Origin of the sequence: Superficieibacter sp. BNK-5 (assembly GCF_047456055.1) — a bacterium.
Lineage (GTDB): Bacteria > Pseudomonadota > Gammaproteobacteria > Enterobacterales > Enterobacteriaceae > Superficieibacter.
In genome coordinates this window covers 1,806,491-1,822,073 of sequence record NZ_CP179893.1, presented here as the reverse complement: position 1 = coordinate 1,822,073, position 15,583 = coordinate 1,806,491, and the positions used below count along the sequence as shown (strand labels likewise).

Genomic DNA, 15,583 nt, shown 5'->3' with positions numbered 1-15,583 from the left:
TCCTTAACGGGGGCAGCAACGAAAGCAAGTGGCTTGATTCTAAAGAGGCTTTCCCCCCCAGGCCAGCCTTTTACTTAATTTTACGATGCTGAAACAGTTGTAACTGCCTTAACAGTGTTACGCCGGATAACATAATGTGATTAACATCACGATAACGAATGTAAACGTGCAAACTTTTTGTAATAAAGATTTAAATGCGTCACTTGATTGCATAAAATCTATCCGCCCGGCGCAAAGTCAACGCGCTTTACATATCTATTCACAGGCCAGACATGACTAACAGCAACCGAATCAAGCTCACATGGATAAGCTTTTTCTCCTATGCACTTACCGGTGCACTGGTGATTGTCACCGGAGTGGTGATGGGCGATATCGCCAACTATTTTCACCTGCCCGTTTCCAGCATGAGTAACACCTTCACTTTTCTTAACGCAGGGATCCTGATTTCTATCTTCCTGAATGCGTGGCTGATGGAAATCGTGCCGCTGAAAACGCAGCTGCGCTTTGGCTTCGTGCTGATGGTGCTGGCGGTTGCCGGACTCATGCTCAGCCATAGTCTTGCCCTCTTCTCTGCCGCCATGTTTGTGCTGGGGCTGGTGAGCGGGATTACCATGTCGATTGGTACTTTCCTCGTTACGCAGATGTATGAAGGCCGTCAGCGCGGTTCGCGCCTGCTGTTTACCGACTCCTTCTTCAGCATGGCAGGGATGATTTTCCCGATGGTCGCCGCTTACCTGCTGGCGCGTAGCATCGAATGGTACTGGGTGTATGCCTGCATCGGCCTGGTGTACGTGGCGATTTTCATCCTGACCTTCGGCTGTGAATTCCCGGCGCTGGGTAAACATGCGCCGAAAGAGAACCAGCCGGTTACGCGGGAAAAATGGGGCATCGGTGTTCTGTTTTTGTCCATCGCAGCGCTGTGCTACATCCTTGGCCAGTTAGGTTTCATTTCCTGGGTGCCGGAATATGCGAAAGCCCTCGGAATGAACCTCAACGATGGCAGTAAGCTGGTCAGCGATTTCTGGATGTCATACATGGTCGGTATGTGGGTATTCAGTTTTGTTCTGCGCTTCTTCGACCTGCAACGCATTCTGACCGTGCTGGCCGGGGTAGCGACGGTACTGATGTATTTCTTCATCAAGGCCCAGCCGGAGCATATGCCGTGGTTTATTCTGACGCTTGGTTTCTTCTCCAGCGCCATCTACACCACCATCATTACCCTCGGATCGCAGCAAACTAAATTGCCGTCGCCGAAGCTGGTTAACTTTATTCTGACCTGCGGGACCATTGGCACCATGCTGACCTTTATCGTGACCGGCCCTATCGTGGCGCACAGCGGCCCACAAGCAGCGCTTTTGACCGCAAACGGTCTTTATGCTGTGGTGTTCGTGATGTGTCTGGCACTGGGTTTCGTCACTCGCCATCGTCAGCATAGCGTGGCAACTTCGCACTAATCTTTCCCACCCCTTTTCGTTCTGAAAAGGGGTTTCATTTTCCCCCCTCCAAATGTGTACTTCCTGTTAACTTAGGGAGTATTTGCTATTGCTTAAAAACCTCACAATTTGCCTGCAAATTAATCAAAAAAGAAAAGCCAGCATTATCCGCCACTTATAAAAATCCTGACAAATCAGTTATCTACCCATTAAGTAGTAGTAAAAGGCGCATTTGATCTACATCAATAAGTGCCGTTGCTGAATCGTTAAGGTAGACGTATTAGAATAGAAATCGAGGCAAAAATGAGCAAAGTCAGACTCGCAATTATCGGTAACGGCATGGTTGGCCATCGCTTTGTTGAGGATCTCCTTGATAAAGCCCCGGCGGACCAGTTCGATATTACCGTGTTCTGTGAAGAACCCCGCATCGCCTACGACCGCGTCCACCTGTCATCTTATTTTTCACATCATACCGCTGAAGAACTTTCGCTGGTACGCGAAGGCTTTTATGAAAAACATGGCATCAAGGTGCTGATTGGCGAACGTGCGATCACCATCAACCGCCAGGAGAAAGTCATTCACTCCAGCGCCGGGCGTACCGTCTTTTATGACAAGCTGATTATGGCGACCGGCTCCTATCCGTGGATCCCGCCGATTAAAGGCTCTGAGACCCAGGACTGCTTTGTTTACCGCACTATTGAAGACCTCAATGCGATTGAAGCCTGCGCGCGTCGCAGCAAACGCGGCGCGGTGGTTGGCGGCGGCCTGCTCGGTCTGGAAGCCGCGGGCGCACTGAAAAACCTCGGCGTGGAAACCCACGTGATTGAATTCGCGCCAATGCTGATGGCGGAACAACTGGACCAGATGGGCGGCGAGCAGTTGCGCCGTAAAATCGAAAGCATGGGCGTGCGCGTCCACACCAGCAAAAACACCAAAGAGATCGTCCAGGAAGGCGTTGAAGCGCGCAAAACCATGCGCTTCGCCGACGGCAGCGATCTGGAAGTCGATTTCATCGTTTTCTCCACCGGTATCCGTCCACGCGACAAATTAGCTACCCAGTGTGGCCTGGCCGTCGCGCAGCGCGGCGGTATTATCATTAACGATACCTGCCAGACCTCTGACCCGGATATTTACGCCATCGGCGAATGCGCCAGCTGGACCAACCGGGTTTACGGTCTGGTCGCGCCGGGCTACAAAATGGCACAGGTGGCGGTTGATCATATCCTCGGCACGCCGAACATCTTTGAAGGGGCCGACCTCAGCGCCAAGCTGAAACTGCTGGGCGTGGACGTGGGCGGTATCGGCGACGCGCATGGCCGCACGCCGGGCGCGCGCAGCTACGTTTACCTCGATGAAAGCAGAGAGGTCTACAAACGCCTCATCGTCAGCCCGGATAACAAAACGCTGCTCGGCGCGGTACTGGTCGGCGATACCAGCGATTTCGGCAACCTGCTGCAACTGGTGCTGAACGCCATTGAACTGCCGGAAAACCCGGATGCGCTGATCCTCCCTGCTCACGCGGCAGGTGGCAAACCGTCCATTGGCGTTGATAAACTGCCGGATAGTGCGCAAATTTGCTCCTGCTTTGACGTCACCAAAGGCATGCTGATTTCGGCCATTAATAAAGGCTGTCATACCGTGGCCGCGCTGAAAGCGGAAACCAAAGCTGGTACCGGCTGCGGCGGCTGTATTCCGCTGGTGACTCAGGTGCTGAACGCAGAACTGGCGAAACAGGGTATCGAAGTGAACCACAACCTGTGTGAACACTTTGCCTTCTCCCGCCAGGAGCTGTACCACCTGATCCGCGTTGAGGGGATCAAATCCTTCGACGAACTGCTGAAAAAATACGGCAAAGGCTACGGCTGCGAAGTCTGTAAACCGACCGTCGGCTCGCTGCTGGCCTCGTGCTGGAACGACTATATTCTGCAACCGGAGCACACGTCATTACAGGATACTAACGATAACTTCCTCGCCAATATCCAGAAAGACGGTACCTATTCGGTGATCCCGCGCTCTGCTGGCGGCGAAATCACGCCGGAAGGGCTGATGGAAGTGGGCCGCATCGCCCGCGAATTCAACCTGTACACCAAAATCACCGGCTCCCAGCGTATCGGCCTGTTTGGCGCGCAGAAAGACGACCTGCCGGAAATCTGGCGTCAATTGATAGAGGCGGGCTTCGAAACCGGACACGCCTATGCCAAAGCCCTGCGCATGGCGAAAACCTGCGTCGGCAGCACCTGGTGCCGTTACGGCGTCGGCGACAGCGTCGGCTTCGGCGTCGAGCTGGAAAACCGCTACAAAGGCATCCGTACCCCGCACAAAATGAAATTCGGCGTTTCCGGCTGTACCCGTGAATGTGCGGAAGCCCAGGGTAAAGACGTGGGTATCATCGCCACCGAAAAAGGCTGGAACCTGTACGTCTGCGGTAACGGCGGGATGAAACCGCGCCATGCGGACCTGCTGGCGGCGGATCTCGATCGCGACACGCTGCTGCACTATCTCGACCGTTTCATGATGTTCTACATCCGCACCGCCGACAAGCTGACCCGTACTGCCTCCTGGCTGGAGAGTCTGGAAGGCGGCATCGACTACGTGCGCAGCGTCATCATCAACGACAAACTTGGCATTAATATGCAGCTTGAAGCGGAGATGGCTCGCCTGCGTGACGCGGTAATTTGCGAATGGACCGAAACCGTCAATACCCCTGCGGCGCAGGTTCGCTTTAAACACTTTATCAACAGCGACCAGCGCGACCCGAATGTTCAGGTCGTCCCGGAACGCGCACAGCATCGCCCGGCTACGCCGTATGAGCGTATTCCGGTCACTCTGGTGGAGGAAACCGCATGAGCCAGTGGCACACTATCTGCAAACTTGATGACATCATCCCGGCAACCGGCGTCTGTGCATTAGCCGGATCGGAACAGGTCGCCATTTTTCGTCCGCGAGCTGATGACCAGGTGTTTGCTATCAGCAACATCGATCCGTTTTTTAACGCCAGCGTGCTGTCACGCGGTCTGATTGCCGAACACCAGCAGGAGCTGTGGGTGGCAAGTCCGCTGAAAAAACAGCGCTTCCGGCTGCGCGACGGGCTGTGCCTGGAAGACGAAAGTCATTCGGTAAAACACTTCGATACGCGCGTAAAAGAAGGCGCGGTTCAGATTCGGCTTTAATGCTTTTCCCCTCTCCTCACGGAGAGGGTATTTACTCTTTTTTCATTTTTTCATCTTTGGGATAATCAATATGTTTACCGACACGATTAATAAGTGTGCGGCCAACGCTGCGCGCATCGCACGCCTCAATAGCAATAATCCTTTTGGCTTCTGGATAAGTTCCGCCATGGCGGGCGCTTATGTAGGGCTGGGGATCATCCTTATTTTTACTCTCGGCAACCTGCTCGACCCTGCGGTGCGTCCGCTGGTGATGGGCGCGACGTTTGGCATCGCCTTAACGCTGGTCATTATTGCCGGATCCGAGCTTTTCACGGGCCACACGATGTTCCTGACGCTTGGCGTCAAAGCAGGCACCATCAGCCAGCGCCAGATGTGGGCAATTCTGCCGCAAACCTGGCTTGGCAACTTAATTGGTTCGGTCTTCGTCGCCCTGCTTTACCACTGGGGTGGCGGCAGCCTTCTCCCGGTTGACACCAGCCTGGTGCATACCGTCGCGCTGGCAAAAACCGCCGCGCCGGCTTCGGTGCTGTTCTTTAAAGGCGCGCTGTGCAACTGGCTGGTTTGCCTCGCGATCTGGATGGCAATTCGTACCGAAGGCGCGGCGAAATTCCTTGCTATCTGGTGGTGTCTGCTGGCCTTTATCGCTTCTGGTTACGAGCACTCGGTGGCCAATATGACGCTGTTCGCGCTGTCCTGGTTCGGTCACCACAGTGACGCCTACACACTGGCAGGTATCGGTCATAATCTGCTGTGGGTAACGCTTGGCAATACCTTCTCCGGAGCAGTGTTTATGGGCTTAGGTTACTGGTATGCTACGCCGCGCGCCGAACGTCCAGCTCCCGCTACGTCAGCCACGCAAGCAACCGTTAGCCAGTAAATAAGGAACCGCCGTGGATCATTTGCCCATTTTTTGTCAGTTACGCGACCGCGCCTGCCTGCTCGTTGGTGGCGGCGACGTCGCTGAACGTAAAGCGCGACTGCTGCTGGAAGCGGGCGCACGGCTTACCGTTAATGCACTCGCTTTTGTGCCGCAGTTTGCTGTGTGGGAAAAAGCGGGCATGCTCACCCTGACGGAGGGCGAATTTGCCGAATCGCTGCTGGATGAGAGCTGGCTGGTGATTGCCGCCACCGATGATGCTGAGGTTAACCAGCGGGTCAGCGACGCCGCTGAGGCGCGGCGCATCTTCTGTAACGTGGTAGATGCGCCGAAGCAGGCCAGCTTTATTATGCCGTCGATCATCGATCGCTCGCCGCTCATGGTGGCAGTTTCCTCCGGCGGCACCTCGCCGGTACTGGCACGCCTGCTGCGCGAGAAGCTGGAATCCCTGTTACCGCAGCATCTGGGTCAGGTAGCACAATACGCCGGGCAACTGCGTGCGCGGGTGAAAAAGCAGTACGCCACCATGAGCGAACGTCGTCGCTTCTGGGAAAAGCTGTTTGTTAACGATCGGCTGGCACAGTCGCTGGCGAATCAGGATCGGCAGGCCATTGAGACAACAACCGAGCAACTACTGAACGAGCCGCTGGATCATCGCGGTGAAGTGGTGCTGGTGGGCGCAGGTCCTGGCGATCCGGGGCTATTAACGCTGAAGGGATTACAACAGATCCAGCAGGCGGATATCGTAGTCTATGACAGGCTGGTGTCTGACGAAATCATGAATCTGGTACGCCGCGACGCGGATCGGGTCTTCGTCGGCAAGCGTGCAGGCTACCACTGCGTGCCACAGGAAGAGATTAACCAGATCCTGCTGCGCGAGGCGCAAAAAGGCAAACGTGTGGTGCGTCTTAAAGGCGGCGATCCGTTTATCTTCGGGCGCGGTGGCGAGGAACTGGAAACGCTGTGCCAGGCCAATATTCCGTTCTCCGTGGTACCGGGCATTACCGCCGCTTCCGGTTGCTCAGCTTATGCTGGCATTCCGCTGACCCATCGCGATTACGCACAAAGCGTGCGGCTGGTTACCGGGCATCTGAAAACTGACAGTGAACTGGACTGGAAAAACCTGGCGGCAGAAAAGCAGACGCTGGTCTTTTATATGGGACTCAGTCAGGCATCAAATATCCAGGAAAACCTGATAAAATTCGGCATGTCCGCCGATATGCCGGTGGCACTGGTCGAGAATGGCACCGCCATCAAACAGCGCGTGGTCAGCGGCGTGCTCTCGCAATTAAGCTCGCTGGCGCAACAGGTTGAAAGCCCTTCGCTGATTATTGTCGGCCGAGTCGTTGGGCTGCGCGATAAGCTTAATTGGTTTTCAAATCATTGATAAAAATAATGCCATGTTATTCATGGCATTTATTTATTGCGTATTTCCAACGCTGATTTTATCTAACATCGTCTTTTATCCCTCCTTAATTTATTTACCAGAAAAATAAGTTTAAAACCATTCCCGCGCTGAAATCGCCAGTACAGCGTTCAACATTGTATTTTTTGTTCGCCATATATCATCGAAATAAATATTACTCAACCGCTTAATGTATTGACAGGCATTGGGAATGGCGCGACAACATTATAAACTTATTAGCCATTACCATTCTGTAAATCCTCTTCGTACCTACCCCTTAATTAAGAAGGAAGATACTATGCAAAGGAAAACGCTACTGGCGGTCGGTATAGCCATTGCGCTGCAAACCTATTATTACCCGGCGATGGCCACCGAAAATAACGATGAAGACAAAAAATGTCCTGTCAATATTTCCTCCTTATCACAAGCAGAGCGCGACAAACTCCCTGAAGAATGCCTGGCGGCAGTTGCCGCACAGGACGATCATAAATGGGCGTGGGTTGCTGGCGGCGTGGCGGCGCTGGCCACGGGTATGGCAATAGGCGTAAACGATCACGATGGCAACTCGCATCACGACGACAATGCACCTGCTCCGGCTCCCGATCCTGACCCAACTCCAGATCCGTCTCCGGCCCCAACGCCTGACCCGGACCCGGCACCTGACCCTGCGCCAGACCCAACGCCCGATCCGGAGCCTGACAATACCGTTATTCACTACAGTAACGGCGTCACGCTCAATAAAGGTGAGAAAACGCTGTATTTCGACGACATCAAGCTGGATAACGGCAAACATATCGGCGAAGCCACGCTCAGCTATTCAGAGCAGGACGATCAATGGCAGCTCACCACTAAGGACGGCAAAACGCTGAACGTCTCCGGCTGGCACGTTACCGATGCTAATGCCGCAGTGATCGAAGGCACCCAGGGCGACAGCGGTCTGTACTGGAAATATGACAGTCAGGGATATCTGATTCTGGCCGACGACCAGACGCAGGTTGTCACCGGCGATGGTGAAAAACACGACGCCGATCGTGGGATCGTCGTCAGTGGGGAAAATAAAACCGGGGTGATTATTTCCGGCAACAGTACCGAAAACACCCTGACCGGGGACGCGAACGTCACCAACGGTGCAGTCGGCATGGTGATCACCGGCGATACCACCGTGAACACCATCACCGGCCATACCACGGTAGACAACGCTATCGGCGCGCTGATCTCCGGCGATAACACCGTGACGAATTTCACCGGCGACCTCAACGTCACCGGCGGCGGCACCGGGTCGATTATCGATGGCGATCGCGTCAGAGTCGATAACAAAGGTACGTCTAACATTAGCGGGGAAGGTTCTACCGGCTCTGTGATTATCGGCAATTACGCGCATCTCAAAAACCAGGGTGAACTGAACGTTTCCGATGGGGCCACCGGGGCGATCATTTACGGTGATAACGCCAGCGTGGATAACAGCGGGACATCAACGACAAGCGGTGCTGGTTCCACGGGCCTGTATATTGAAGGCGACGATGCCTATGTGGTGAACGCCGGTGAGCAAACCATTCTTGATGGCGCGACGGGCACCCACATTAAGGGCGACGGCGCCCGTATGCTGAATATGGGTGATGTCAACGTGGACGGCAAAGGCTCCACCGTTGTCTACATTGACGGCGATAACGCACGGCTGACGCAGAACGGCGACCTGCTGGTCACGAACGGCGCGATGGGTATTATTACCAATGGTCAGAACGGTAGCCTCATCAATAACGGTGACGCCACGGTTCGCAACGATGACTCCATCGGTTTTGTCGTCGCAGGCCAGCAAAATACCTTTGACAACAAAGGCAGTATTGATGTCAGCCTCAACGGTACCGGCACCCTGATTAGCGGCACCGCGTCGCAAGTTAAGCTGGAAGGTGATATCAACGTCACCGCCGCTCAGGATAGCGATGGTATCTTCCGGGGTGCAACCGGTGTGAACGTTTCCGGCGATGCCAATACCACAACCGTTATTGGCAACGTGAATATTAATGGCGATTTTGCACAGGATGCTCTGTTTAAGGACGAGGTAACTGAGTCGTTACGGGGTATTACCGTCAGCGGTAGCAATAACAGCGTAAACCTGGACGGCACGCTGAATATCCATATTGATGATGCGTCTAACATCAATGCTGAGCATCTGGATACTATCGGTGTCGACGTCAGCGGCGACGGCAATACTGTGGATATCTCAGGTGGTATTAATGTTGATTACTCGCAAATTGATTGGGATAAAAATATCAGCGTTACCGGTATAAATATCAATGGCGACAGTACCGTCACGCTCAGCGGCAAATCCTCGCTGGATACGACAACGATTATGGGTAGTAAGGTCACGCTGGCCAGAGTCAGTAACGGCGGCTCTCTGTTACTTACCGACGACGCCGAGGTTGATATTAACGTCGATTATCTTGGCAACGTTTATTATGTTAACAACGCCTTGCTGGTGGCAGATGGCGAGGGATCGACCATCGAGAGTAACGCTGATATTACCAGCCACGGCGTCAGCAGCATTATCCTCACCAGCAATGGCGCACAGGCCGGCAACAGCGGCAATATTCTCGTCTACGCCACGAGCGGCGGGAACGTCGAAGATCGGGCCGCAATTACCCACGCCAGTGGAAAGAACTCCGTCGTTCACAACAATGCCGACGGCGATATCACCGTTATCTCTAACCAGAAACCACAGTCGGGAAATGGCTTCGTCATATATCCGGATGTATGGGTCACCCACACCTTCTACGCCATGCTGGCGACCAATTACGGCAGCGTGATCAATGAGAAAGATGCCACCATCCATTTGCAGGGGGCCGGTGTTTATGGCATTAGCGCCAGCAAGGGAACGGGCCTGAACGCTGGTGATATTTATCTGGATGGTTTCATCCCGACGCTGGATGACGAAGGGAATGTTATCAGCTCCGCCTACTGGTCTCCGACCCAACTGTATGCAACCAGTGCGGGGATGGTCGCCGGGTCAACGGATAACAACGGCGATGCCACTATCACTAATACAGGTACCATAACGGTTAACAATGCCGGGTTTGGCATGATGGCGCTCAACGGTGGTACTGCCATTAATCAGGGCACCATCACGCTGACTGCGGACCAAGGCGTTATGCAAAGCGATGAAAACCAGCTAGTGGGTATGGTGGCGCTCAATAAGGGCACGGTGATTAACGACGCCAGCGGTACGATTAATATCAACGCCGGCTTCGGTAAGCCGTTCTATGCCGACCAGAATAGCTTCGTTGTTAACTATGGCACCATCTGCATTCAGGGCGACTGTCAGGACAGCGAAACCTATAATCCCACGGACAGCAGCGTCTCTAACGCGTTTAAAGATGGCGCTGTCATTACGGCGGAGGGTGAAACCCGAACCGGAGAAGCACTTATCACCGATCCGCTGGCGACGGACACCGTTCATGTCACTAACGCCGGTACGGTTAGCGGCGGCAGCGTCATCATTAAAAATTATGGTGATTTGACCAACGAATCCACCGGCAGTATCAGCACGGTCAACATTGATAAGGGCGGACGCTATACCAACGATGGCACCACGGGCACCGTCTCGGTGGATGGCGGCGTATTCAACAATACCGGCACCGTCACAGGAAAAACGGGGACAACGGTAGCGGGTTCCATCATCAATAACAGCGGCTCGATGGCCTCGGTTGAGCAGTGGGCCAGCACCATGAACAACTCTGGCATGGTCACCGCCTGGACAGGCTCATCCGGCAGCGCCGTGCTGAACAACAACGCAGGCGGCGAGGTGGATAAGCTCACCTTCAGCGCGGCGGCCACCGTTAACAACGCCGGAGTCATTAAAAACGGCTCGGTAGATAAAGGTGGTACGCTTAATAACCTGGCTGGCGGCACCATGACCCTGATAGATAAAGGGTTATGGGCCGGAGCGTTCAACAACTGGGGAACCGTCAACAGCGACGCCGACATTGCCACGGGCGGGAACGGTCACACGCTGTATAACGGCTCCACCGGCGTGATTAACGGCCAGATCACCACCTCCAACAACAACGGCGGCAGTAAAGCCATTAACGACGGCACCATCAACATTGATAAAACCGGCAATGTGGCGATGTCGGCGCACGGCAGCGCGAAGATGGTCAACAACGGCACCATCAACGTGGGGACCAAAGGCACTGACCAGATCAATATGATCGGGATGCAGCTGGAGTCTGACGCCAAAGCCGATGCGGTGATCGAGAACAACGGCGCGATTAATATCTACGCCAGCAACTCCTATGCCTTCAGCCAGTTGGGCAGCAACGGTCATATCGTTAACAACGGTACGGTCTATATCGACGACAGCGTAACCGGCTCCGGCTTTATCAAGCAGGACGGTAAAAGCATTGAAGGCAGCGGCGAAAACGGCGACGGTACGGAAGTGCACTACATCGATTTTACCGCGCCAGATGAACCGACGATCGATCCGAACGCTGGAATCGCCAATACCGACAGTTCTACAGCAGGCGGTTCCTCTTCAGGATCTTTCGACCTGAGCGGTTACGTGGTCGGCACCAGCGCCGACGGCAGCGCCGGTAAGCTGCACGTCAGCAACGCCAGCATGGACGGCGTCGGCATCAACACCGGCTTTACCGCGGGCACCGCCGATACCACCGTCACCTTCGACAACGTGGTTGAAGGCAGCAATCTGTCCGACGCCGGTGCTATTCAGTCCACTTCCGTGGTCTGGAACGCGCAGGGCCGCACCGACAGTGACGGCAACGTTGACGTTACTATGACTAAGAACGCTTATGTGGACGTGGCAACCGACGGTTCCGTCAATGAGATAGCCAAAGCGCTCGACGCGAGCTATACCAACAACGAGCTGTTCACCAGCCTCAACGTCGGTACTACCGCTGAACTGAACAGCGCGCTGAAGCAGGTTAGCGGCAGTCAGGCTACCACCGTGTTCCGCGAGGCCCGCGTGTTAAGCAACCGCTTTAACATGCTGGCCGATGCCGCGCCGCAGGTGAAAGATGGACTGGCCTTCAACGTCGTAGCGAAAGGCGACCCGCGCGCCGAGCTGGGCAACGATACCCAGTACGACATGCTGGCGCTGCGCCAGAAGCTGGACTTAACCTCCAGCCAGGATCTGACGCTGGAGTACGGTATCGCCCGTCTGGACGGCGACGGCTCGCAGAAAGCGGGCGACAACGGCGTTACCGGCGGCTACAGCCAGTTCTTCGGCCTGAAGCACAGCATGGCATTCGACAACGGCATGCGCTGGAACAATGCCCTGCGCTATGACGTTCACAACCTCGACAGCAGCCGCTCCGTCTCCTATGGCGACGTCAGCAAGGTGGCGGATTCCGATGCGCGTCAGCAGTATATGGAATTCCGCAGCGAGGGGGCGAAGACCTTCACGCTGATGGACGAGGCGCTGAAAATCACGCCGTATGCAGGCGTTAAACTGCGTCACACCATGGAGGATGGCTACAAAGAGCGCAGCGGCGGTGACTTCAACCTGTCGATGAACAGCGGCAACGAAACGGCCGTGGACTCCATCGTCGGCCTGAAGCTGGACTACGCAGGCAAAGACGGCTGGAGCGCCAATATGACGCTGGAAGGCGGTCCGAACCTGAGCTACAGCAAGAGCCAGCGCACCGCTTCGCTACAGGGCGCGGCGGGCCAGTCGTTCAGCGTGGATGACGGTCAGAAAGGTGGCGGCGTGAACAGCCTGGCAACGGTTGGCGTGAAGTACGGTAGCAACGACAGCGCGCTTCATCTGGATGCCTATCAGTGGAAAGAGGACGGCATCAGCGATAAAGGCTTTATGCTGAACGTTAAGAAAACATTCCGTTAATTAAATAATCACCCTGGCCCGGCAGAGATAGTATTACTCTCCGGGCCATTGACTCTATCTTCACTGATATTTCACCGTTAACCATAATTCACTGGCAGTATAAAGTCCTGATCAGGACTATTTCTAATAAGAATTTATTGTTATGGTGTCAACGCAAAATGGATTTTTCCATTTATTCCCTCGTTATATGAATATTGTCCCAAGAAGGATTTTGACATGTTAAAAGTTGTAAAAATCGCTATTGTTGCTGGTGTTCTGGCAACCCTGACCGCATGTACTGGTCATATCGAAAACAAAAAGAACAACTGTAGCTATGATTATTTACTGCACCCGGCAATTTCTATTTCTAAAATTATCGGTGGTTGCGGCCCGGCTGCTGATCAGTAATCGACAGCCTTATTGCATCGATAAAAAACCGGGCACTCCCGGTTTTTTTATTATAATGTCAGGCAACTCTCGCGTAAGATCCGCAATACCGTTTCTTCGCCACTTCGATTCGGATTAATACGGATCGTATCATGCTCAGCTCCCGGATTTGCTTCCCGAAACGTTCCAGAAAGCCGATAAAACAGCGGCGGGATCTCGTATTTAGATTCAGCGCCAACCGGCCATGGTAACGCACCAAAACGCGGGGCATTTTCCAGCACCTGGCTGGCAATAGGTTTCTGAAAAGTTACCAGCAACACTTTAGACTGCGCATTGGCGATTATGGCATGCTTCACCTGCGGTATGGCCCCCTGATTCAACATGAAGCACAGGCGTTCGGTTACGCCAGCCTGCACTGCATGCATCACCGGTGCCGTAACCATACCACGTAACACCTCCAGAGCCTGGTTACCCTGGATCTGGCTCCCACCGGAATACATTGTCGTGCGAATACGCTCAATAGCGTCACTGTTACCCACTACCGCGCCTACCCCTTCCGGCCCGAAAAGCTTAAAACAGGAAAAGGTTGAAAGCGCTGCGCCATATTCGCAGCCAATCGCCGCCACTTTCATAACCGCATAATTGTCATCAGTGAGTACAGGAATAGTCTGTGCAGTAAGGCTTTTTACTACGTCGGCAAGATGATACCGATCCGCTGGCTGCTGCCGGGTGTGCTGCACCAGCGCGGCATGCGGTTGATAGTGAAGTGCCGCCTGTGCTAACGCTTGCGGATCGTTAAAATCTACCCGTATCAGTTCAAACCCCATCTGTTGAGCAATAGTCGCCGTCGTCGGATAAACCGGTGCATCATGCACCAACAACCGCCCACCCGCTGAGAGCAGTGCTGCCAGACCCGCTCGTATTGCTCCTGTTCCAGCCCCTTGTACCAGCACCGCGGCTTCTGCATGGAAAGCCTCTGCCAGCACGGCTTCAACACGCCGTGTCACCTGTGGCTGGTTAAATCCGGCGGTTAAACCCACATCGCCCCCGCGCAGGAACTCCGCATCGGGAAAATGGCGGCAGATGGCGTCTACCAGCGCAAACTGCTTATGCTGTGCTTCTGTAAGCGTGAGGCTTTGCAGTGGGTACGTTTCCATATTGGCATCCTCAGGCCGGGACAAAGAGTCCACACCAGTACAAAATATTTAGCACGATCCCGGTGATTAGAACGGCGACGACAGGCGATGCCATTTTTTGCACGGGACGGCCCAGCGATTCATTGAGAAAATAGAGCGCCGCCGCGATTGTAAAGCCGGTATAACCCGCCATTTTGATAGCGGCAAAAATGGAGCCTACCAGCAGCGCCATTTCCATCAACATATTCATTGCGTTACGGATATTGTCTGAAGCATTACGCACGGAGGGGTAGCGTCCCAGCCATTTGCCAATCGATCGCAACAGCAGAACTTCAGCGGAAATCACGACTGCGCCGACGAGGAAAGCAAGAAAAGGATTGGCGATCAAATAACCCACGGCATACACAAAGGTGAAACCTGCCACCGCATAGACACCTGTCGCCAGCGCTGTCGTGGCAATTAATGGGACAAATCCCAGACCACGCATAAATTCCGCCAGCGCCGCCTGATGGATCAACGTCTGCGATTCAACTGGATCCAGTCCGGCCGTATAGGCCTTCTCCAGCGTAAAGATAGAAACTTCAGAACCGGCAAAAATCTTCATGCTGGCGACAACCGCAATCAATCCGCCTACCACCGCGATGAACGGCAGATTTTTGATAATTCGCGATGTTCGCTCTTCAAATACAGATATACCCACATCATCTTGTTCCCTTTCGCTGCGGGTACGGTGATCCTGCACAATCGCGATAGCCAGCAGCATGACCATACCGACAAAAATCTCAATCGATTCGGGGTTCAGATGCGGAAAGAAGCGAACGACCAGAACGCGGGTCATTAACACCACAACCGCCGCAAACAAGCTATTTTTCCAGCCAAACTGATAAAAAATGGCCACCAGCGGAAAAAGTGCGAAAGCGGACACTACCGGAGAGCTTAACTCCCCCAGCGACCCAAGAACGTCCACTGGCAGCGCGGTCAGCAGATGGTTTACCGGGATCAGGCAGGTGAGGATCAGCACACCCCATACTGCACCAAGGCCGAACGCCAGCCAGCCATTGATCGCCAGTACGCCCAGAATGTCGGTGGGCAAAAATAGCAGCCAGCTATTCAACAGACCGGTCTTCAGAGTAAAAGAGATCCCCACCGAAGCGACAAAACCAATGCTCAGGCCAAAAGCAATACTGCCCGCTTCACGGCGGTTCATGTTGCCCTCGATCAGCTGTGGCAGGATGGGTCGGATACCATCATGAAACACCGCCGCCGATTTATGTGCCAGCAACGCGGTCATACCGGTTAAACAGGCCACGACCAGAATCTGAATGTAGAAATCCATCGCAGT

Annotated in this window: 9 protein-coding genes; 7 read left to right on the top strand and 2 right to left on the bottom strand. The window is 54.1% G+C overall.

What is annotated here, in order from left to right:
- Positions 1–272: 272 nt before the first annotated feature.
- The 7 genes from tsgA (at position 273) to ACMGGS_RS08620 (ending at position 13,126) form a co-directional block, all read left to right on the top strand.
- Complete coding sequence (tsgA, locus tag ACMGGS_RS08650; protein ID WP_414165783.1) at positions 273–1,454, top strand: MFS transporter TsgA; 1,182 nt, start codon at positions 273–275, stop codon at positions 1,452–1,454.
- Between the two features lie 282 nt (positions 1,455–1,736).
- Positions 1,737–4,280 carry a nitrite reductase large subunit NirB gene (nirB, locus tag ACMGGS_RS08645; protein WP_414165782.1) on the top strand — a complete coding sequence of 848 codons (2,544 nt, stop codon included), beginning with the start codon at positions 1,737–1,739 and terminating at the stop codon, positions 4,278–4,280.
- Positions 4,277–4,603: a nitrite reductase small subunit NirD gene (nirD, locus tag ACMGGS_RS08640; protein WP_414165781.1), complete on the top strand. Its 327-nt coding sequence runs from the start codon at positions 4,277–4,279 to the stop codon at positions 4,601–4,603. Before nirB ends, nirD begins: the two co-directional genes overlap by 4 nt.
- A 70-nt stretch (positions 4,604–4,673) precedes the next feature.
- On the top strand, positions 4,674–5,480 hold the full coding sequence (gene nirC, locus ACMGGS_RS08635) for a nitrite transporter NirC (RefSeq protein ID WP_414165780.1): 807 nt from the start codon (positions 4,674–4,676) through the stop codon (positions 5,478–5,480).
- A 13-nt stretch (positions 5,481–5,493) separates the two neighbouring features.
- Positions 5,494–6,867 carry a siroheme synthase CysG gene (gene cysG / locus ACMGGS_RS08630; RefSeq protein ID WP_414165779.1) on the top strand — a complete coding sequence of 458 codons (1,374 nt, stop codon included), beginning with the start codon at positions 5,494–5,496 and terminating at the stop codon, positions 6,865–6,867.
- A gap of 316 nt (positions 6,868–7,183) precedes the next feature.
- On the top strand, positions 7,184–12,739 hold the full coding sequence (locus ACMGGS_RS08625) for an autotransporter adhesin BigA (protein ID WP_414165778.1): 5,556 nt from the start codon (positions 7,184–7,186) through the stop codon (positions 12,737–12,739).
- 216 nt (positions 12,740–12,955) lie between these two features.
- A complete protein-coding gene (locus tag ACMGGS_RS08620) occupies positions 12,956–13,126 on the top strand; it encodes a YhfL family protein (protein WP_414165777.1) in 171 nt (56 codons plus the stop codon).
- A gap of 50 nt (positions 13,127–13,176) precedes the next feature.
- Here the strand turns inward: ACMGGS_RS08620 and ACMGGS_RS08615 are convergent, their stop codons facing one another.
- Together ACMGGS_RS08615 and ACMGGS_RS08610 are read right to left on the bottom strand one after the other, a co-directional pair.
- A complete protein-coding gene (locus ACMGGS_RS08615; RefSeq protein WP_414165776.1) occupies positions 13,177–14,262 on the bottom strand; it encodes an aminotransferase class I/II-fold pyridoxal phosphate-dependent enzyme in 1,086 nt (361 codons plus the stop codon).
- Positions 14,263–14,272: 10 nt separating this feature from the next.
- On the bottom strand, positions 14,273–15,577 hold the full coding sequence (locus tag ACMGGS_RS08610) for a YhfT family protein (protein WP_414165775.1): 1,305 nt from the start codon (positions 15,575–15,577) through the stop codon (positions 14,273–14,275).
- Between the last annotated feature and the right edge of the window lie 6 nt (positions 15,578–15,583).